This is a genomic window from Tateyamaria pelophila, assembly GCF_019966495.1.
Lineage (GTDB): Bacteria > Pseudomonadota > Alphaproteobacteria > Rhodobacterales > Rhodobacteraceae > Tateyamaria > Tateyamaria pelophila.
Map to the genome: position 1 here is coordinate 1 of NZ_JAIMIA010000038.1, position 19,753 is coordinate 19,753.

Genomic DNA, 19,753 nt, shown 5'->3' on the forward strand with positions numbered 1-19,753 from the left:
AACGCATGATCTTCTCTCCTGAATTTTGAAACCATACCGCCACAGCGGGTTTCAAAATTCAGGAGAGAAGATCAGAGAAAGATTCGCTGAAGCGGACCGGCTAGAAGCCGGTGGCTTCGATCCATTAGGTGGAAAGTGAATTTTCCGTCATTCCGTCTGGCGCGCGTTGGTGCGGCACTGGCCATTGTTGGCATTCTTTCTGCATGCGGATTGGCCCAGGTCGGCCCCAACAAAAGAGAAATCTACGAAGGCTCCGTGCAAAAGCAAGGCGACGCATTTGTTGTCACGGTCAATGACAGTGTGACCCGTGCCACCGCAGTTACCCCAGCCCTGGGCTTTTCCAACAGCTTCAAGAACGCCGGTGTTCTGGGATCCGATACGATCCGCCCCGGCGACAAACTCGGCCTCACGATCTGGGAAAACGTCGATGACGGCTTGCTCGTCGGCGAAACCCAAAGCTCCACAATCCTCGAAGAAGTGCAGGTTGACGGGGATGGTTTCATCTTTGTCCCTTACGCCGGGCGTATTCGGGCTGCAGACAACTCTCCCGAAGAGATTCGGCGCATCATCACGATGCGCCTCGAAGAACAAACACCCGATCCGCAGGTGCAAGTGCGCCGCCTCGCAGGCGACGGCTCGACGGTCTCCTTGATCGGATCGGTTGGCGCGCAGGGCGTTTACGCAATCGAACGCCCCACGCGGACGTTGTCGACCATGCTGGCGCGGGCCGGCGGTGTGACAATCACACCGGAAATCGCACAAGTGACCGTCATTCGGGGCGGTATGCGCAGCCGCATCTGGTTCCAGGATCTTTTCAAGTACCCCGAACTCGATATCGCCTTGCGGGGCGGTGACCGCATTCTTGTCGAAGAAGACACCCGCAGCTTTACAGCCATGGGCGCAACGAGCGGGCAATCGCGCGTACAGTTTCGCAGCCAGGACCTGAACGCACTGGAGGCCATTGCAGAAGTGGGTGGTTTGCAGTCTTCCGCAGCTGACCCGACCGGTATTTTCGTCTTCCGTAACGAGACCGCAGCGATTTCAAATACCGTTCTTGGGCGGAGCGATCTGGTTGGTGAGCAGCGACTGATCTACGTGCTGAACCTCACCAAACCCAACGGCGTTTTCCAGGCCCGCGATTTCGTGATCCGCGATGGTGACACGGTTTTTGTAACAGAAGCGCCCTACACCCAGTTCACCAAAGTGCTTTCGGCCCTGACCGGCCCCCTGACGTCAGCCGATTCGATTGTGAACATCGCGACAGGTTACTGATCTGAAAACTGACGTGACGGACATGTCAGCGTCTGCCGCCGGACCAGAAAAGGCCCGGCGGCTTTTCGTTTTTAATGGTGGCTTTCTGACCCAATCGCGGGTGCGGCGTATTCTGGCTCTGGCCGACTACAAGGTATCGCTGGGCCGGCCCAAGGCAGGCGATCTGATCGGGATATGGGGCAACTCACCCACGGCACATCGCGGCATCGCCGTGGCTGCGCGATACAATGCCAAATTGGTGCGCGTCGAAGATGCCTTTTTGCGGTCGGTGTTTACCGGACGTGATGGCAGCCCACCTTTGGGCCTGTTGATCGACCACAAAGGCGTTCATTTCGACCCCAGTCACCCCTCCGATCTCGAAGAGTTGCTCGCAACTCATCCACTTGACGACACTGCCTTGCTCGACCGCGCCCGCGGCGCAATCGCGCGGATCAAAGAGGCCCATCTGAGCAAATACACCTGTTTCGAACCCGAAGCGGTCGTGCCCTCCCCCGGCTATGTGCTGGTGATCGACCAGACCAGGGGCGATGCATCCGTTACTGCCTCAGGTGCAGATCGAAACCGATTCCTTGAAATGCTGTTCGTCGCGCAAGAGGAGCATCCCGGCGCGCGCATCGTGATCAAGGCCCATCCTGAAACAGCACAAGGCCATCGTCCGGGCTATTTCACACAAAGCGATGCCAGTCAGGGGGTCAGCTTCCTCAGTGCCCCAGTCAGCCCATGGACCCTGATGGAGGGTGCCATTGCCGTCTACACAGTGTCGTCCGGGCTGGGCTTCGAGGCCATTCTGGCAGGGCACAAACCGCGTGTTTTCGGCCAGCCATTTTACGCGGGCTGGGGTCTGACACAGGATGAATTTCCTGTACAGCGTCGGCAGCGCGGCCTGACGCGCGCGCAACTCTTTGCGGCGGCGATGATCCTTTATCCCAAATGGTACGATCCCTGTCGCGATTGCCTCTGCGACTGCGAAACGGCTATCGAAGCTCTCGCCGCCGAGACCCGAAGCTGGCGCGAGGATCATCGCGGATGGGTCGCCAGTGGCATGCGCCTATGGAAACGTGGACCTTTGCAAAAGGTCTTTGGTCGCTACAAAGCGATTTCATTTCAGGACGACCCGGCCAAGGCAAGCGCCAGCGGTCGCCCCTGGATGGTTTGGGCAGGCAAAGCGGAGCAAGAACACAGAACAGCCGTTCGCGTCGAAGACGGTTTCCTGCGTTCGCGGGGATTGGGCGCAGAACTGGTGCCACCATTGTCTTTGGTGACGGACGATCTGGGTATCTACTATGATCCAACGCGTCCCAGCCGTTTGGAAAACCTGATCCGGTCCCGCCGGTCACTCCGCCCGGATCAAGCGCTTCGCGCGGAACGCCTGATCGCAGCACTGAAGAAAAATGCCGTGAGTAAATATAACCTTGGCGGCACAATGCCTGAATTTCCGCCAGGACCGCGCGTTCTGGTCGTCGGACAGGTCGAAGACGACGCATCCATCCGTCTCGGAGCAGGCGCAATTTCAACGAACGGTGCCTTGTTGGAAGCTGCCCGAGCCGCGCATCCGGGTGCAACGCTGATCTACAAACCGCACCCCGACGTCGAGGCAGGCCTGCGCAGCGGACACTGCGATGCAAGTGCTCTCGCAGATGTCGTCGCCAATCGGGCCGATATTACACAGCTTTTGGATGCGGCCGGAACGGTATGGACAATGACGTCGCTGGCCGGGTTCGAAGCCCTGCTGCGCGGCGTTCATGTGGTAACCACAGGCGCGCCTTTTTATGCGGGTTGGGGTTTGACCGAGGATCTCGGCGAGGTCCCACCGCGCCGCCGGGAGGATATCTCGCTGCTGGGCCTCGTCCATGCGACCTTGATCGATTATCCGCGCTACTACGATCCCGTCAGCGGGCTGCCTTGCCCTGTCGAAGTCATCGTGGAACGGCTTGCGAACGGCCCATTGCCCCATCCGGGTCTGGTCAATCGCCTTTTATCCAAGGCACAAGGCGTGCTAGCCAGCCGTGCGCATCTCTGGCGGTAAGCTCAACGCGAGGCGCGCGCCCATTCATGGCAGATGTCGCCGCCGACGGGCCGGACAGACAGCAGATCAAACCGGGCTGCATCGGCAAGCTTGCCAAGACCGAGCGCACCCACATTCGGCAACCCTTCCGCGCCAATGGTCAGGCCCGCCGTAAAGCCAACCAGCCGGTCCACCAAATCCGCTTCGATCATCGAAGCCGCCAGCGCGCTGCCACCTTCACAGAACACGCGCGTCATCCCAAACTCTGCCAACGCGTGCAACACGCTGCGCGGGTCCAATTGATTGCCGCTGTTGGCGCAGAGCAAAAGATGTGCCCCAAGATCGCGCCAGACATCCTGCAAGGTCGGGTCCGCATCCGGCCCATGGCACATCAGCACGGGCACATCCTGCGCCGTGCGGGCCAGCGTTCCCATCAACGGCACATCCAGACGCCGCGAAACGATCACGCGCGCCGGTTGTCTGGAGATACCCAGATCACGGACCGTCAGCGACGGATCGTCCTGACGTGCCGTGCCGCCGCCGACCATCACCGCATCATGACGCGCGCGCATTGCATGGACGGCGCGCCGGGCATGTGGCCCGGTGATCCACTTGCTTTCGCCCGTGCCGGTGGCGATGCGCCCATCAAAGCTGTTGGCCAGCTTGAGTGTCACAAAGGGGCGCTCCTGTTCTGTTTTCAGGAAGAATCCGGCCAGATCCGCAGCGGCGATGTCCGTGCAAAGCCCGGTTTCTACGGCAATGCCCGCAGCACGCAACATCCGAAGGCCAGCACCATTGACCCGTGGGTCGCGATCTTCGATGGCGACGATAACGCGCGCCACGCGCGCCGCAATCAACGCCTCTGCGCAAGGGGGGGTCTGGCCGTGGTGAGCGCAGGGCTCCAACGTCACATAGACGTCCGCCCCCTGCGCTGCGGCACCGGCCTGCGCCAACGCTTCGGTTTCGGCATGGGGCCTGCCGCCCGGTTGCGTCCAACCACGCCCGACAATGCGGCCCTTGTTGACGATCACACAACCGACCGCCGGGTTCGGGGCCGCGTTACCCTGCCCACGCCTTCCAAGGCTGAGCGCGAGCTGCATGAAGCGTGTGTCGTGCGTCGCGGTCACTCTTCTTCGGGCGCGGGATCGGGTCGAAGTTCGGCGACGAATTTGTCAAAGTCATCGGCCGCCTGGAAATTCTTGTAGACACTGGCAAACCGCACATAGGCCACTGTGTCGATACGCTGAAGCGCCTCCATCACGATCTCACCAATCTGTTTTGACTGGATGTCCGTCTCGCCCATGGATTCCAGACGGCGAACAATGCCCGAAATCATCTGGTCGATCCGCTCGGGATCAATCGGGCGTTTCTGCATGGAAATACGGATCGAGCGTTCGAGTTTGTCGCGATCAAAGTCTTCACGCTTGCCGTTGGATTTGATGACGACGAGGTCACGCAACTGCACGCGTTCATATGTGGTGAACCGTCCACCACAGGCGGGGCAAAAGCGGCGGCGACGGATCGAAACATGATCCTCCGCAGGCCGACTGTCTTTCACCTGAGTGTCGATATTTCCACAAAACGGACAGCGCATGGCCTATCCCCTTCTCGTTCATCCCGCCTATGGTAGGGTATTGCCCCCACTCCACGAAACTATAGGAGGTCGTCTAGGTTTTGGGTAGAGGAGAAATGACACAGCTAAATAAGCTGTGCCCATCCTGTATCAGGGACGCACCAAATTGCCGTTGGGCAGGCGAATGCGGACACGTCGCGCAGGTTCGCCAAAGCAAAGCGCATTCGCCATTCCCACCGATGCTCTCTTGCCTGCCTCGCGCACGCCGGACGAATATGTTGTGAAAGAGTCCGGCACCGGCTGTGTCGTGAACACGATGCCGACGCGCCCGGGAACGTTCTGCGATGGCCCACGGGCTACTTTGATGTACAGATCGCCCCGCTGCACTCCCATGACGCGTGTCGTAAAGATACCGGCCGCACACCACAGCTGTTGACCACCTGCCCCATCCGCTTCAATTACCTCGAAACTCGTCGCGTCGATCGGAAAAACAGGAATTGTAAAGCGCTCCAGTAACGGAAAGCCAAACGCATCCGCGTTTGCAAAGGTCGAGACAGCAATCACCGCAGCAAGAGCCAAAGATTTATACATGGAACCGCTCCTTGTTCGCGCTCCAGAATACGGCACTTTTGAAAGATTGATAGTCACAGCCGCATCAAAGCAAGAATTTTGCGATCTGGATCTTTACGCCAAGTGAGCGACGACATGGCGGGTCTGAGCCACGTCCCGGTGCTCAAACAGATAGATGCCCTGCCATGTTCCCAGCAACGGGCGGCCGCTTGCGACGGGAATGCTCAGGCTGACAGGAAGCAGCGCCGCCTTGATATGAGCGGGCATGTCATCAGGGCCTTCATAGGTGTGGGTCAGGTACGACATGCTTGGATCGGTGCTGGGTGGGACAAGCCGCCTGAGAAAGTTGGTGAGGTCCGCTTGCACTTCAGGGTCCGCGTTTTCCTGAATCAGGAGCGAACAGGATGTGTGCCTGACAAACAGGGAGAGCAGACCATCGCCTTTACACCAGTCGAGGACATCGCGGGTGAATTCATAAAGCCCCTGGCCACGGGTCTGAACTGTAAACGCTGTTTGATTCATGTCGCTGGAACAGGCCCCGGATCAGCGAAAAATCTTGTCGCCTTGCTGATCAATCATCTGCTTTGCTTTGGAAATCGACGCCGCTTCGGCATCTGACAAATCGCTCATGGTGTCTGCCCGGATCAGGCTATGGGTGAGCGTCTGTCCGTCCACATCCTTCTCAATCCGTGCGCCAACCCGATAGTCGTTGCCCTCGCGCTGCGGCTCTGCCGTGATGCGATAGCCTTCGTATTCTTCGACTGTCGGTTCCGGCGGCGGGCTTGCGCCAAAGAGTTTCTTGAACAGTGACATAAGACTCTCTCTTGTTTTGCTCTGCTGGTCAGTTTGCCACTACTGACACGATACGGTCAAACGCCCCAAAGGCAATCGGTTGTCTTTTGAACCCAAAGCCCGTCATTGCTCCGCAAATCTCGGCGTCTCGAATAGTCTCCAGTGTGCGCACGTCTTGCCGCAGTCCAAACGTTCCAAGGGCAAATGTCCTAATGGACGGTCATCCAGTGACAACCGTCCAACAGGCGCATTTCAACCTTCACTGATCGAGGAAAGACCGCAACTTGCGCGACCGGCTTGGATGCTTGAGCTTGCGCAGAGCTTTCGCTTCGATCTGCCGGATACGTTCACGGGTCACGCTGAACTGCTGGCCCACTTCTTCCAGCGTGTGATCCGTGTTCATACCGATGCCGAAACGCATGCGCAGCACGCGTTCTTCGCGCGGTGTCAGCGAGGCAAGCACGCGTGTCGTCGTTTCCTTGAGGTTTTCCTGAATGGCGCTGTCCAGCGGCAGCACGGCATTCTTGTCCTCGATGAAATCGCCAAGCTGGCTATCTTCCTCGTCGCCGATAGGCGTTTCCAGCGAAATCGGCTCCTTGGCGATCTTCATCACCTTGCGAACCTTTTCCAAAGGCATTTGCAGTTTCTCTGCCAATTCCTCGGGCGTCGGTTCGCGACCGATTTCATGCAGCATCTGGCGACCCGTACGGACCAGTTTGTTGATCGTTTCGATCATATGCACCGGAATACGGATCGTACGCGCCTGATCCGCGATGGAGCGCGTGATCGCCTGACGAATCCACCACGTCGCATAGGTGCTGAATTTATACCCGCGACGGTATTCAAATTTATCCACCGCCTTCATCAGGCCGATGTTGCCTTCCTGAATGAGGTCAAGAAACTGCAAACCACGGTTGGTGTATTTCTTGGCAATCGAGATGACGAGGCGCAGGTTGGCTTCGACCATTTCTTTCTTGGCCTGCCGGGCTTCCTTCTCGCCCTTCTGAACCTGCTGCACGATGCGACGAAATTCAGAAATATCCAGACCGACATATTGACCAACAAGTGCCATTTCAGCGCGCAGCTCTTCAACCTTGTCGGTGGAGCGTTCAATGAACATCTGCCAGCCGCGACCCGTCTTGCCGCCCATCTCTTCGAGCCAGCCGGGATCAAGTTCGCGGCCACGGTAGGCATCAACGAATTCCTTGCGGTTGATACGGGCCTGGTCGGCCAGTTTAACGATGGAGCTGTCGATCTGCATGATCCGGCGGTTGATGCCATAGAGCTGATCGATCAAGGCTTCGATCCGATTGTTGTGCAGGTGCAGTTCGTTCACCAGCAAAACGATTTCGGAGCGCAGTTTCTGGTAGATTTCTTCCTCGCCCGTGCTGAACGAGCTGTCTTCGTTGAGGGTCGCCGAAATCCGGCTGTCCTGCATCTCGCTCAACTTGGCATAGTCATCGGCGATGATGTCGAGCGCTTCGAGGACTTGAGGCTTGAGCGCCGCCTCCATGGCGGCAAGCGACATGTTGGCCTGTTCGTCTTCGTCATCATCGTCGTCTTTGGCGATCGGATTTCCGTCGGCATCCAGTTCAGGGCTTGCCTCGGATTTCTGTTCCGTGGTCGCTGATGCTTCGACGACAGGTTCCTGAACGTCACCCTCTTCGCCCATCTGGTTGCCGAATGTGGCCTCAAGATCGATCACATCCCGCAGAAGGATGTCTTCGGACAAAAGCTCGTCGCGCCAGATCGTGATGGCCTGGAACGTCAGCGGGCTTTCGCACAGGCCCGCGATCATCGTGTTGCGCCCGGCCTCGATCCGCTTGGCGATGGCAATTTCGCCTTCGCGGCTCAGTAATTCGACGCTGCCCATCTCGCGCAGGTACATCCGTACGGGATCGTCCGTTCGGTCCAGCTTTTCCTGGCCCGTGGATCCCAGCGTCAGATCACGCGTGCCTTCGGTCGTGGCCACATCGGTCGAGCCTTTCTGCTCTTCCTCTTCAGCCTCTTCATCTTCGATAATGTTGATGCCCATTTCAGACAACATCGACATGACGTCTTCGATCTGTTCTGAGCTTACCTGATCCGGTGGCAGCACCGTGTTGAGCTGATCATAGGTGATGTACCCTTTTTCGCGGGCCTCGCCGATCATCTTCTTGACCGCCGCTTGACTCATATCAAGCGAGTGTCCGGTATCCTGATCGTCGTTCTTGACGTCTTCGTTCGTGTCTTTCGCGGCCATCATGGGCTCCTTTACCGGGGCTCCTCAGTGATTCGCTGATAAAAACGAATCAGTCAGGGAATCATTCATGCCTTTTGAGCGATTCGCCACCCGTGTAGCTTCATTTTCTTAAGGTTTCGCGGCCAAAACGCATCACCGTCCGGGCTTTGAAAACCTGATTTTATCCATCAAAGCAGCAAAGGCGTCCCGTTCGCTACGATTAATGTGGGCACCGTTATCACCCGTCTCATATTCTGCGTTGTCGTCTTTCCCGCTGCGTGTTGCGTCGGCCGCCGCAGCAGCCGCCTGGCTCAGACGCCAAGTCACACCTTCATCCGCCAAACCGGCAAGATCCTGAACCGCATCCGCGATCTCGGCATTCAACCCCTTTGCCGCGCTGAGTTTTGCGAGCTCTTCGGCCACGGTCATCCGGGCCATGTCGGCATCGCCTGGTGAGCGGATACATGGGATAATAGCCAAATGGCGCGATGACAGCATATTTTCAAGGGCTTCCGGGCCGAGTGCGCTAAAAATCTTTTCGCGCAACACTTCCGGTCCGTCGATGGCATGGCGCAGAATCAGGTCGCGCATGATCGCATGATCAGGGTCCGCGCAAGGCAGTCCTTCCAATCCGCTTTCAAAGTCATCTGCCACTTCGGGTGTACAGATCAAGGCCGCCAAAATGACCGCTTCGCGCAGATGCACCGTGACCTGGGCATCCCCGGACATGGCCAGCACCGAAGACTTGGTGGCAGGCATCGCGGACTGTGGCGCATGCCTTTGCCACCCCCCCTTACGCGGGCCTTTGGTGGCGCTCTGAGGTCGAAACAACTGCCAGCGCAGGTCTTTGATCGCCTGCCCATAGTGCTGGCGGATGGATGGGTCGCGAATCAGTTTGATCTTGTCCCGCAACGCACGATCCAACGCCGCCTTGCGCTCCGGACTGTCGAAATTCTTGCTTTCCGTTTCGCGCTGCCACAACAGGCTGACCATCGGGATCGCATTATCCAATAGTTTTTGCAGCGCAGGCGCGCCCTGAGCTTTCAACAAATCATCCGGGTCCTGACCTTCGGGCATCAATGCGAACCGCAGGGATTTGCCCGCCTCCAGCAAGGGCAACGCCAGATCGATCAAACGCATCGCCGCACGCACACCGGCCGTATCCCCATCCAGCGCAATGATCGGCTCATCAGATACACGCCACAACATCTGCAACTGGTTTTCGGTGATCGCGGTTCCCAAGGGAGCGACCGACGCGCCAAACCCGTGCTCGCCAAGGGCAATGACATCCATGTAGCCTTCTGCGACGATCAACGGCTGACCCTTTCCGGCAGCGGTACGGGCCGGACCGATGTTGTAAAGGCTCCGCCCCTTGTCAAAGAGTTCCGTCTCGGGCGAGTTCAGGTATTTCGCATTGTCATTCGGGTCCATGGCACGGCCACCAAAGGCAATGCAACGCCCGCGCGCGTCGCGGATCGGGAACATGATGCGGCCCCGAAACGTATCGTAAGGCTTGCCACCCTTCTGGCTGGGCTTTCCAAGGCCGGCACCCAGGATCAGATCATCCTCGACGCCCTTGGCTTTCAGCGCGTCCCAAAGGCCTTGCCAGGCATCCGGCGCAAACCCGATCTCCCATCGGTCCAGCGCATCAGGCGACAAGCCACGCCGATCAAGATATCCACGCGCCTCCGACGCAGATCCGGTTTTCAGTTGCAGCCGAAAGTGCTGGACAGCCAGTTCCATCACGTCCGAAAGCTGGGTGCGCCTGTCCGCCTTTTCCTTGGCACGCGGATCACGTTCGGGCATCGGCATCCCGGCCTCACCGGCCAGGATTTCAACAGCCTCCATAAAGCCCACGTTCTCCGTCTCACGCACAAAGCTGATCGCATCGCCCTTGGCGTGACAGCCAAAGCAATAATAAAAACCCTTGCGGTCATCCACGTGGAACGACGCCGATTTTTCGTGGTGGAACGGGCACGACGCCCAAAGATCGCCCTTGCCCTGATTTGATTTGCGAGCATCCCACATGACCTTGCGCCCAACCACCTGTCCCAGTGACAGGCGCGTCCGCAGTTCATCCAAAAATCCCGGGGGCAAGCTCATGGAAACAATATTGGGGCGTTCGGCCCCAGAGTCGAGAGCCTCAGCGCACGCTTATTGCTGCAAGCACATCTCATTCCACGCAGCCCCAAGGTCTTCCTGCCGGATGGTCCGTCGTTTTTGCTCGTAAACCCAAGGAGTCAGCAGGGGAATGGCGTCATTGTAGTTTTCCGGCCATGCCGGATCAGATGCACGAATATGTGCGGGCACTTCGCGTTCCGGCACACGGTCGCGGCGCGCTTGCTGAATGGCAGAGACAACTTGTGCTTGATAGCCGCAGGATTCGATTTTTTTCTGATCGGCAGCGACAGGTGCCGCCATCGTTACGGCAAGGATAAACAAGGCAAGTCGGCTCATTGATGGCTCCGTCATTAAGATTCGATTGCCCAAGGTTACCCTCGCGACGCCACGCTTTCCATGGCCCTTTGCACATCGTGTACAAGGGTCCTGGCCATCGACCTGAAAACCATGATCAGGAATGTCTGCGGACCCGTACGCGTGATCGACCCGTTCATGTGCTGAACCAGGCTGCGCACCGTATGTCCGCGCTTGAACACAGACCCGCGCAGGTCGACGGGAACCAGACGGGCCAGTATGGCCTCTGCCCCAGCGCCGGACAGGTGCAAACAGGTCCAGGCGTCAGACTGATCCGTGAGGGCGGCGTGTTGCGCCAAAGACGGATCCGGCACTGGCCCTGCCAACAGCGCCATATCGCGACCGAACCAGATGGCGCGCGCCTCTGCCTTGCCCGTCGCGCGGCCCGGTGCGGGCCACGCCATACCATGGGCGTCTTGCAATGCCGCGGCAATCGCCTTGGTTTGCCCCTTATATGGCGCCACGGAGGTCAACACCCCCATGTCCACTTCGGACAAAGTGACGTCGCCGATCGTCAGCGGCTCAAACCCGTCCAGCGGTGTTCTGGCTATCAGTTCACCCACGGGCCCGTCCTCCTTCAGGGTCAAAAAACACCGGATCGCAGAGTTCGACTTGTGCATCCAGGCCGCGCAGGTGGTCCACCATGCGCAGCACTTCGCCGTGTCGGCCAAGCCCGGCCTTCACAAACCCCAAACCCACGAAATGCCCCATGGTCGGTGAAAATCCGACCGAGGTGATATATCCCTGATCATCGGTTGGCACGGCGTCTTCGTCGCGGGAACAGATGTGCGCCCCGGCGCTCAACTGTTTGACCGGACCAACGGGTTTCAGCCCGACAAGCTGTGGACGGTCCTCCTGAACCAGTCCGGGCCGTGCCGCCATGACCTTGCCCATACAGTCCTTCTTGGCAGAGATCATACGCGCCATCCCGATATCCCCTGCGGTCACCCGCCCATCGATTTCCGCATGCGTGATGAACCCCTTTTCAATGCGCAGCACATTCAGAGCTTCCATTCCGTATGCACCGCCCGCCATTGCCTCGGCGCGCGCGACCAGCAGGCGAAACAAGCTGTCGCCATACCGGGCCGGTATCGCCAGTTCATAGGCATGCTCGCCCGAGAAAGAGATACGAAAGAGCCGCCCTGCCACCCCAAGAACCGACACCGGACCGCAGGACATGAACGGCCATGCTTCATCGGTGAGGGGGTCATCCAAAACACCGCTCAAAAGATTCCGCGCCAGCGGACCCGCAACGGCAAACTGCGCCCAATGCTCGGTCACCGACATGATACGCACATCCCATTCGGGATGCAGCGCCTGACTGACGAACTCCAGATGGCGCATGACCTGACCGGCCGCCGCCGTCGTCGTCGTCATCACGTAATGCTCAGGCCCAAGACGCGCCGTGGTCCCATCGTCCATGACATAGCCATCTTCGCGCAGCATCAAGCCATAGCGGACGCGCCCTTCCTTGAGGGTCGAAAACATGTTGGTATAGACGAGATCCAACAGGCGCGCCGCGTCCGGCCCCTGAATGTCAATCTTGCCAAGGGTGGACACATCGCACACCCCGACCGCATTGCGGACATAGCCAACCTCGCGGTCACAGGACTGCCGCCAGGTCCGCTCCCCCTGTACCGGAAAATAGGACGGGCGGTACCACTGGCCCGCCTCGACCATCGGGGCTTTGGCCTCGACGCTGGCGGCATGGCTCGTGGTGAACCGTTCCGGTGCAAACCCCTTGCCCTTTGCCCCGGCCCCCAATGCCGCCAAAGGCACGGGGCTGTAGGGCGGCCGAAACGTGGTTGTCCCGGTGTCAGGAATGCCGCGCCCCGTCGCATCCGCAAGCAGGGCAAGCGCCGTCACATTCGAGTTCTTGCCCTGATCGGTCGCCATCCCCTGCGTGGTGTAGCGTTTCATATGCTCGACCGAAGCGAAATTCTCCGCCGCCGACTGTTTGACGTCTTTCACACTCACATCATTCTGAAAATCCAGCCAGGCACGTCCCTTGCCCGGAACGGCCCAAAGCGGGGCGATCGCATAGGGCGTATCCTCGGCGACGGGCAAATCAACGGACGCCGATTTCATGCCCAGCGCTGCCAGACTTGCTTGCGCCGCCGCAACACCTTCGGCCAAACAGGCCGCCGTCGAGAACGCGCCGTTGCAGGCTCCGGCTGTCTCCATTCCCGGAATTGAACCCGATGTCGGCACGAAACTCGCGATTCTGGGCTCCCATGTCGGGCGGCCGTTCATATGGCAGGTCAAATGCACCGTCGGGTTCCAGCCACCAGATACGGCCAGACAATCGGTAAACAACCGTTCCGTGCCGGTTTGGGTCTTGAGGCTGATCGCTTCAAGCTCCTTGCGCCCATGACCGCCCGTGACCACCGCCCCGGCATAAAGCGGATAATCCCCCTGGGCCTGCGCATCCGGGCGGCTGTCTATCACGCCGGAAATGTGCACGCCCGCGTCTAGCAGATCGCACGCGGTGCGATGGGCGTCGTCATTATTCGCAAAAAGCGTCAGCGCCTTGCCCGGCGCAACCCCCCAGCGATTGAGATAGGCGCGCACGGCCCCAGCCGCCATGACACCGGGCCGATCGTTATTCCGAAACGCAATGTGGCGCTCCAAAGCACCTGCCGCGAGGACCGAGCGGCGCGCGACGATCCGCCAAAACGTGTCCTTGACACCGCCTTCGGGTACACCGCTCAAATGATGCGATACCCGCTCCAACGCGCCAAAGGTGCCACCGTCATAGGCACCGGTCACGGTGGTGCGCGGCATCAGACGCACATTGTCCATGGCGCGCAGAGTCTCAACCATCTGCCCCGCCCAGACATGACCCGATTGTCCATCCACGCTCAGCGTTTCGGCGTTCAAACGCCCTCCCATCAGACTGTCTTCGTCAGCGAGAATGACATCCGCCCCGGACCGGGCGGCCACAAGCGCCGCCATCAAACCGGCAGGCCCTGCGCCGATCACCAACAGATCACAAAATGCATAGGCCTTTTCAGACTGGTCCTTCGCCGCTTCACCACCCAGCGCACCCAACCCAGCCGCCCTGCGGATCAACGGTTCATAGAGTTTTTCCCAGAAACCGCCCGGCCACATGAACGTCTTGTAATAAAAGCCCGCCCCAAGAAAAGGAGCGGCCAGATCATTCACCGCCATCACGTCAAAGGACAGCGAAGGCCACGCGTTCTGAGGCCGCGCCTCCAGCCCTTCGTAAATCTCCTGAACCGTCGCGCGCACGTTGGGATCCGTGTCTGCGCCGCGCCCGACCGTGACCAATGCGTTGGGCTCCTCCGAGCCTGCCGACAAGATCCCACGGGGCCGATGATATTTAAACGACCGCGCAACCATCCGCACGTCATGAGCCAGCAAGGCCGACGCGAGGGTATCACCCTGAAACCCACTATAAGTCGTCCCGTCCCATCTGAACGAAATGGGACGCGACCTGTCGATCAGCCCTTTACCTGCAACCCTCAACGGCTCACCTCCGACGCCAGAACCGCGCCAATAACCTCATGGGTTACAGTATTGCGTGTCACTCTCAGCCACGCACCGCAACCGGCATCATGGCTCCACAATTCATCATGTGCACCGGGGACATTGGGACGCAGATGCAGATACTCATCCCAGACGTCACTGCCCGCATCGGGCTCCGGACGGTCCAGCATCACCGCCGCACCCTGATAATAAAACTCGCGATGATCCCGCGCACCGCAGATCGGACAGGGCAACCGCATCACACCTCTCCTGAGAGGCGTACAGTCCGCCCCTTCTCTGTTCCAAAAAAATCCCCGCCGGAGGCTCCCATACTCTCATCCTCCTCCTTAGTGCAGGTTATGTTGCGACCCGGTCGCTTCTTCGTCCATGATCCCGACGCCAGTCCGGAATCGGTCAAGGCGATGCTGCGCCGTCGTCGGATGCGGGTTTCCGGTGGCCAGCAAATGAGCAAACGTATGGCCCGAAGCCGGTGTCGCCTTGAACCCGCCATAACACCAGCCGGTGTTCACAAAGAGGCCATCGATATCCGTCTTGTCCATGATGAAGGATCCATCCGGGGACATGTCCATGATTCCGGCCCAACTGCGCAGCATCCTTGCGTGGCCGATCATCGGCATCAGGGTCATCGCGGCCTCGGCCACATGTTCGGCCAGTGGCAGGTTTCCCCGCGCCGCATAACTTGAATACATGTCCAGATCGCCGCCGAAGACCAGCCCGCCCTTGTCCGACTGACTGATATAGAAATGACCCATCCCATATGAAATCACGTGGTCGATGCAAGGTTTCAACCCTTCGGTGACAAAGGCCTGCAAGACATGGCTTTCGATCGGCAGGGTCAGACCGGCCATGGCGGCGACCTGACCGGAGCGGCCCGCCGCGACCATCCCGACCTTTTTGGCCCGGATCGGACCGCGCGTGGTTTGCACGCCCTTGACGACACCGCCTTCGACATCGATGCCCGTCACTTCGCATTGCTGGATCAGGTCCACGCCGCGATCACTGGCGGAGCGCGCAAACCCCCACGCCACTGCATCATGTCGCGCCGTCCCGCCGCGCTTGTGATAGAGACCGCCATAGATCGGAAACCGGGTTTGATCATAGTCCAGGTAAGGCAGGAGTTTGCGCACGCCCGCAGTATCCAGCAGTTCGGCATCGTCGCCTTGCGCGATCATGCGGTTGCCCCGTCGGGCAAAGGCATCGCGTTGCCCATCGGAATGGAAGAGGTTGATCAAGCCCCGCTGAGAATGCATGACATTGTAGTTGAGGTCTTCTTCCAACCCCTCCCACAATTTCAGCGAATGCGAATAGAACTCCGAATTGCCGGGCATCATGTAGTTGGCCCGCACAATCGTCGTGTTGCGCCCCACATTGCCGCCACCCAGATAGCCTTTTTCCAAAACGGCGACATTGGTCAGACCATGAATCTTGGCAAGGTAATGGGCCGTGGCCAGGCCGTGGCCTCCGCCACCGATCAGGACGATGTCGTATTCCGGCTTGGGTTCAGGGTTCCGCCAATGTGGCTCCCACCCCTTGTTGCCGGTCAAACCTTCCTTGAGGACCCTAAGTCCGGAAAAGCGCATATAAGCCCCCGTCGAATACCATGCCGCCATACCATCACGATCTGAACCGTCCTAGCAAGTCAATGACGCCCAACCGTTGCGCTTTTCGACATGGTTCGGTCTGCCAGCGACTGAATTCCAGGCCCTTGGCGATCGCCTTGCGAAGACGCACACCCCGGCGCCTCGCGATCCCTGCCAAGATCAATCGCTCAAAAAGCCGCGACCCGTGCAAAATCACGGATGAAAGAAGTCCACATTCCAAAGCACCGAGTCGCAATCTGCGCTGGCCCTGCCAAGGCCGCTTGCGTATCGTGGCCCTCATGACCAGCGCGCCAGACCAACAGATCACACGCAAACTTGCTGCCATCCTCGCGGCAGATGTTGTTGGGTATTCACGATTGATGGGTGAGGATGAGACCGCAACGTTGTCCGCCCTGCGGACCTTGCGCGCCGAAGTCTTCGGCCCTGTTTTTGCCAAACATAACGGGCAGGTCGTGAAAAGCATGGGCGACGGCTGGCTTATTGAATTCGCCAGCGCTGTCGAGGCTGTTAACGCAGCCATGCAAGTGCAGGATCAATTGCGAGGACATGCCACGATTGCCCTGCGTATGGGTATTCACATCGGTGACGTGACCCGAAGTGACGGCGACCTGTATGGGGACGGTATCAATATCGCGGCCCGGCTTGAGGCGCTTGCGCCACAGGGCGGTGTTCTGATCTCGGACGCGGTCCATGCAAGTCTTGACGGTACACTTTCCCCCTCCTTCACGGCAACGGGCACTCAAACTCTCAAGAATATCGCGCGGCCCGTCGTGACATGGGCACGTGTGCCCGACGCCGATCCCGCACAGGGTGGACGGACCGCCCCACACACACGTTCAAATTTTCCAACGCTTTGCGTCACGCCAACAGCCAACAGCGATCCACGCGCAGAGCTTGGCGATATCGCCGATGCTTTGACGGCAGACCTCGCCAGCTATTTCGGCAGCATAAACTGGCTGAGCACGTCGGTTTCCGCTTCAGACAACCCGGAGGCCTACAGCTTGCGTCCGACATTGCGGGCACGCGGAGACAGATTACGACTGGAAACACGGCTTCACGCCCCGAACGGCGATACGATCTGGACCCATAAATCCAACAGCAGTCTGGACGAGGCCTTTGACTGGCAAGACTCTGTCATCGTTGAAATTGCAGACCACAGCATCGGCATGATCCTTGAAGCCGAAACCACACGCATCATGGCCATTCCCGACGACGCACTTTCCGCAGAGCAATGCATGCTGATGGGCATCATGGTCTGGCGTGACTTTTCTCTTGAGTCCTTTGTCCGCTCTGCGGCGCTTCACGACCGTGCCATCACAGCCAAGCCCGATCTGGCAGACGCCTATGCGGAAGGCCTGATCGTGTTGATGGCTGGCCGCACCATGACAAGCAACCCGCGTCTGGACCCGTTTCTGGCCAAAATTCCCGAATGGGTCGAAGCGAGCCGCCCAATGGCAGCAGGGAATGCGATGCTGACACTGGCCATCGCAATTGCCACTTATGTTCAGGACCAGCGGGTCATTCCGGTGAAGGAAGCGGTTGCACAAAGCCTGCGGCTCGCGCCCTTTGATGCTCGTGTTTTAAGCTTTTGTGGCTGGGCCAACCTTTGGTCGGGACAGACGGAAGACGCCTTTGACTGTTTCCGGAAATCACTGGAATTTGGGCGGCTTGGTCCCTTTTATGTCGCGTCTGTTGGCGGGGTTGCCAATGCAAGTGTGCAACTGGGGCGAGACCAGGATGCTTTGGACTTTGTCGAAAAGGGGTTGGCACTGTCTGACAGCTATCCAACCTATTTCGGCGTCAAATGCGCAGCTCTTGCACATCTGGGCCGACTTGATGAAGCGCGCGACGTTCTGCAGCATTACCTGACATTTGAGCCAAACCGGACACTCAAGTTGTGGAAGTCTATCAACAATTACGGCGGCTCGGAAGGCGGGAAACGGTATTTCGAGGGATTAAGGCTGGCCGGGCTGCCAGAGGAATGAGGCCGGACATGCGCCCGGCCCCTTTGGCCAAAACTCAGAGCCCTTTGGCCCGGTAACTGGCCGCAACCTTTTCGATCGCCACAAGATAGGCAGCGGTGCGCAGGTCGTCGACATCATCACGCCCGTGCCAGACGGCCGCCATCGACTGATAAGCCGCGCGCATCGTGTCATCGAGACCCGATCGCACCAGTTCAAGTTCCCCCGCCCCGCGCAGGTACTTTTCCTTGAAGTCCGGTGTCATGCTCCAGGCATCGCCCAAGTGATCGCTCAGACGTGTCAGCTCGTCGACAACAAGCTGGTGGCGCGCCTCTTCCTGACGGCGCTGCATGCGACCAAAGCGGATATGGCTCAGGTTCTTGACCCATTCGAAATAGGACACTGTCACACCGCCCGCATTGGCGTACATGTCGGGAATAATGACGGTTCCCTTTTCGCGCAGGATGTTGTCGGCACCGGCAGTGACGGGACCATTCGCCGCCTCGATGATCAAAGGCGCCTTGATCCGATCTGCGTTTCCAAGGTTGATCACACCCTCCAGCGCGGCCGGCAATAGAATGTCACATGCCTCTTCAAGCACCGTGGACCCGTCTTTGACATAAAAACCATCCGGATAGCCCGAGACGCCGTCATGATTTGCAATCCAGTGTCGGACCGCCTCGACGTCCAACCCGTTTGGATCAGTCAACGCACCGTCACGTTCAATGATGCCGGTGATCTTGCAGCCGTCTTCTTCGGACAAAAACTTGGCGGCGTGATATCCCACGTTGCCCAAGCCCTGCACAATAACGGTCTTGCCATTCAATGTGCCCGTCATCCCTGCCTTTTTGACCCCTTCCCTGTCGCGGAAGAACTCTCGCAGAGCATATTGGACACCGCGTCCAGTCGCTTCTGTGCGGCCCTGAATGCCGCCCGCGTTGGTCGGTTTGCCCGTGACACAGGCACTGCTGTTGATGTCAGTCGTGTTCATGCGCTTGTACTGGTCCGCGATCCAGGCCATCTCGCGCTCGCCGGTGCCCATATCAGGTGCCGGGACGTTCTGGGCCGGGTTGATCATGTCGCGCTTGATCAACTCATAGGCAAAGCGCCGCGTGATCAATTCCAATTCGTGCTCATCATATTCGCGCGGATCGATACACAGCCCCCCCTTGGAGCCGCCAAACGGCGCTTCGACCAGAGAACATTTGTAAGTCATGAGGGCGGCCAGCGCTTCCACTTCGTCCTGGTTCACACTGATGGCGTATCGAATGCCACCCTTGACCGGCTCCATATGTTCAGAGTGCACAGAGCGGTATCCGGTGAACGTCTGCATCTGGCCCCGCAAGCGCACGCCAAAGCGAACCGTATAGGTCGCGTTGCAGACACGTATCTTTTCCTCAAGGCCCGGGGGCAGGTCCATCAGCGCTACGGCGCGATTGAACATCATGTCCACGCTTTCGCGAAAACTGGGTTCATTTGGTGTGCTCATCCGGTGTCTCCTTTTAGGGTCGCGACTCGCTTTTTGCGCGGTCGGTAAGGACAACCTATGCGGAATTTCAGTTGATATGCGTTTTTTTTGGGCAATTTAAAAACGGCCATGTGGTCGCTCCTCAGCAGAATAACGATATGCAGCCGGTTCAGCCGCAAGGGCAGAACCGTTGAAAAGTGATCCTTTAATCCACACTCAATCCGTTGTTTCGCCAGATTTCGAACACATTCACCGGTCACTTCCATAATCGGACGCATGGGCTGCAACGCCTGCAAACCATAAAA

General features: G+C 58.8%; 16 protein-coding genes. 3 read left to right on the forward strand and 13 right to left on the reverse strand.

The features are described from left to right. Positions 1-135: 135 nt before the first annotated feature. A complete protein-coding gene (locus LC354_RS13220) occupies positions 136-1,272 on the forward strand; it encodes a polysaccharide biosynthesis/export family protein (protein ID WP_223424567.1) in 1,137 nt (378 codons plus the stop codon). A 22-nt stretch (positions 1,273-1,294) separates the two neighbouring features. Beyond that, positions 1,295-3,298 (forward strand): capsular polysaccharide biosynthesis protein, encoded by a 2,004-nt coding sequence (locus tag LC354_RS13225; protein WP_223424568.1) that lies wholly within the window; start codon positions 1,295-1,297, stop codon positions 3,296-3,298. A gap of 2 nt (positions 3,299-3,300) precedes the next feature. Here LC354_RS13225 and ribD read toward each other — a convergent pair whose 3' ends face one another. From ribD to LC354_RS13285, 12 genes are all read right to left on the reverse strand, one after another. Continuing rightward, on the reverse strand, positions 3,301-4,404 hold the full coding sequence (ribD, locus tag LC354_RS13230) for a bifunctional diaminohydroxyphosphoribosylaminopyrimidine deaminase/5-amino-6-(5-phosphoribosylamino)uracil reductase RibD (RefSeq protein WP_317849318.1): 1,104 nt from the start codon (positions 4,402-4,404) through the stop codon (positions 3,301-3,303). Beyond that, entirely contained in the window at positions 4,401-4,871 is a 471-nt protein-coding gene (nrdR, locus tag LC354_RS13235; protein WP_223424570.1) for a transcriptional regulator NrdR, read from the reverse strand. The genes ribD and nrdR overlap by 4 nt, the downstream gene beginning before the upstream one ends. 129 nt (positions 4,872-5,000) lie before the next feature. Next, positions 5,001-5,441 (reverse strand): hypothetical protein, encoded by a 441-nt coding sequence (locus LC354_RS13240; protein WP_223424572.1) that lies wholly within the window; start codon positions 5,439-5,441, stop codon positions 5,001-5,003. Between the two features lie 93 nt (positions 5,442-5,534). Further along, positions 5,535-5,942 carry a secondary thiamine-phosphate synthase enzyme YjbQ gene (locus tag LC354_RS13245; protein WP_223424573.1) on the reverse strand — a complete coding sequence of 136 codons (408 nt, stop codon included), beginning with the start codon at positions 5,940-5,942 and terminating at the stop codon, positions 5,535-5,537. Between the two features lie 21 nt (positions 5,943-5,963). Beyond that, positions 5,964-6,233, reverse strand: coding sequence for an HlyU family transcriptional regulator (locus LC354_RS13250; RefSeq protein WP_223424575.1), 270 nt, complete (start codon positions 6,231-6,233; stop codon positions 5,964-5,966). 238 nt (positions 6,234-6,471) lie between these two features. After that, entirely contained in the window at positions 6,472-8,454 is a 1,983-nt protein-coding gene (gene rpoD / locus LC354_RS13255; RefSeq protein ID WP_223424624.1) for an RNA polymerase sigma factor RpoD, read from the reverse strand. 132 nt (positions 8,455-8,586) lie between these two features. Next, positions 8,587-10,536 (reverse strand): DNA primase, encoded by a 1,950-nt coding sequence (gene dnaG / locus LC354_RS13260; RefSeq protein WP_223424577.1) that lies wholly within the window; start codon positions 10,534-10,536, stop codon positions 8,587-8,589. A 51-nt stretch (positions 10,537-10,587) separates the two neighbouring features. Next, a complete protein-coding gene (locus LC354_RS13265) occupies positions 10,588-10,890 on the reverse strand; it encodes a hypothetical protein (protein WP_223424579.1) in 303 nt (100 codons plus the stop codon). Positions 10,891-10,925: 35 nt separating this feature from the next. Next, positions 10,926-11,471 carry a sarcosine oxidase subunit gamma gene (locus LC354_RS13270; protein ID WP_223424581.1) on the reverse strand — a complete coding sequence of 182 codons (546 nt, stop codon included), beginning with the start codon at positions 11,469-11,471 and terminating at the stop codon, positions 10,926-10,928. Then, the gene (locus LC354_RS13275; protein ID WP_223424583.1) at positions 11,464-14,397 is read right to left on the reverse strand and encodes a sarcosine oxidase subunit alpha family protein; all 2,934 of its coding nucleotides are present in this window, start codon (positions 14,395-14,397) and stop codon (positions 11,464-11,466) included. The genes LC354_RS13270 and LC354_RS13275 overlap by 8 nt, the downstream gene beginning before the upstream one ends. After that, a complete protein-coding gene (locus tag LC354_RS13280; RefSeq protein ID WP_223424585.1) occupies positions 14,394-14,657 on the reverse strand; it encodes a sarcosine oxidase subunit delta in 264 nt (87 codons plus the stop codon). The genes LC354_RS13275 and LC354_RS13280 overlap by 4 nt, the downstream gene beginning before the upstream one ends. Positions 14,658-14,744: 87 nt before the next feature. Next, positions 14,745-15,998, reverse strand: a complete 1,254-nt coding sequence (locus LC354_RS13285; RefSeq protein ID WP_223424587.1) for a sarcosine oxidase subunit beta family protein — start codon at positions 15,996-15,998, stop codon at positions 14,745-14,747. Positions 15,999-16,297: 299 nt separating this feature from the next. Between LC354_RS13285 and LC354_RS13290 the strand changes: the two genes are divergently transcribed. After that, the gene (locus LC354_RS13290) at positions 16,298-18,004 is read left to right on the forward strand and encodes an adenylate/guanylate cyclase domain-containing protein (protein WP_223424589.1); all 1,707 of its coding nucleotides are present in this window, start codon (positions 16,298-16,300) and stop codon (positions 18,002-18,004) included. A 34-nt stretch (positions 18,005-18,038) separates the two neighbouring features. Here LC354_RS13290 and LC354_RS13295 read toward each other — a convergent pair whose 3' ends face one another. Then, entirely contained in the window at positions 18,039-19,469 is a 1,431-nt protein-coding gene (locus tag LC354_RS13295; protein WP_223424591.1) for a Glu/Leu/Phe/Val family dehydrogenase, read from the reverse strand. Positions 19,470-19,753: the final 284 nt, after the last annotated feature.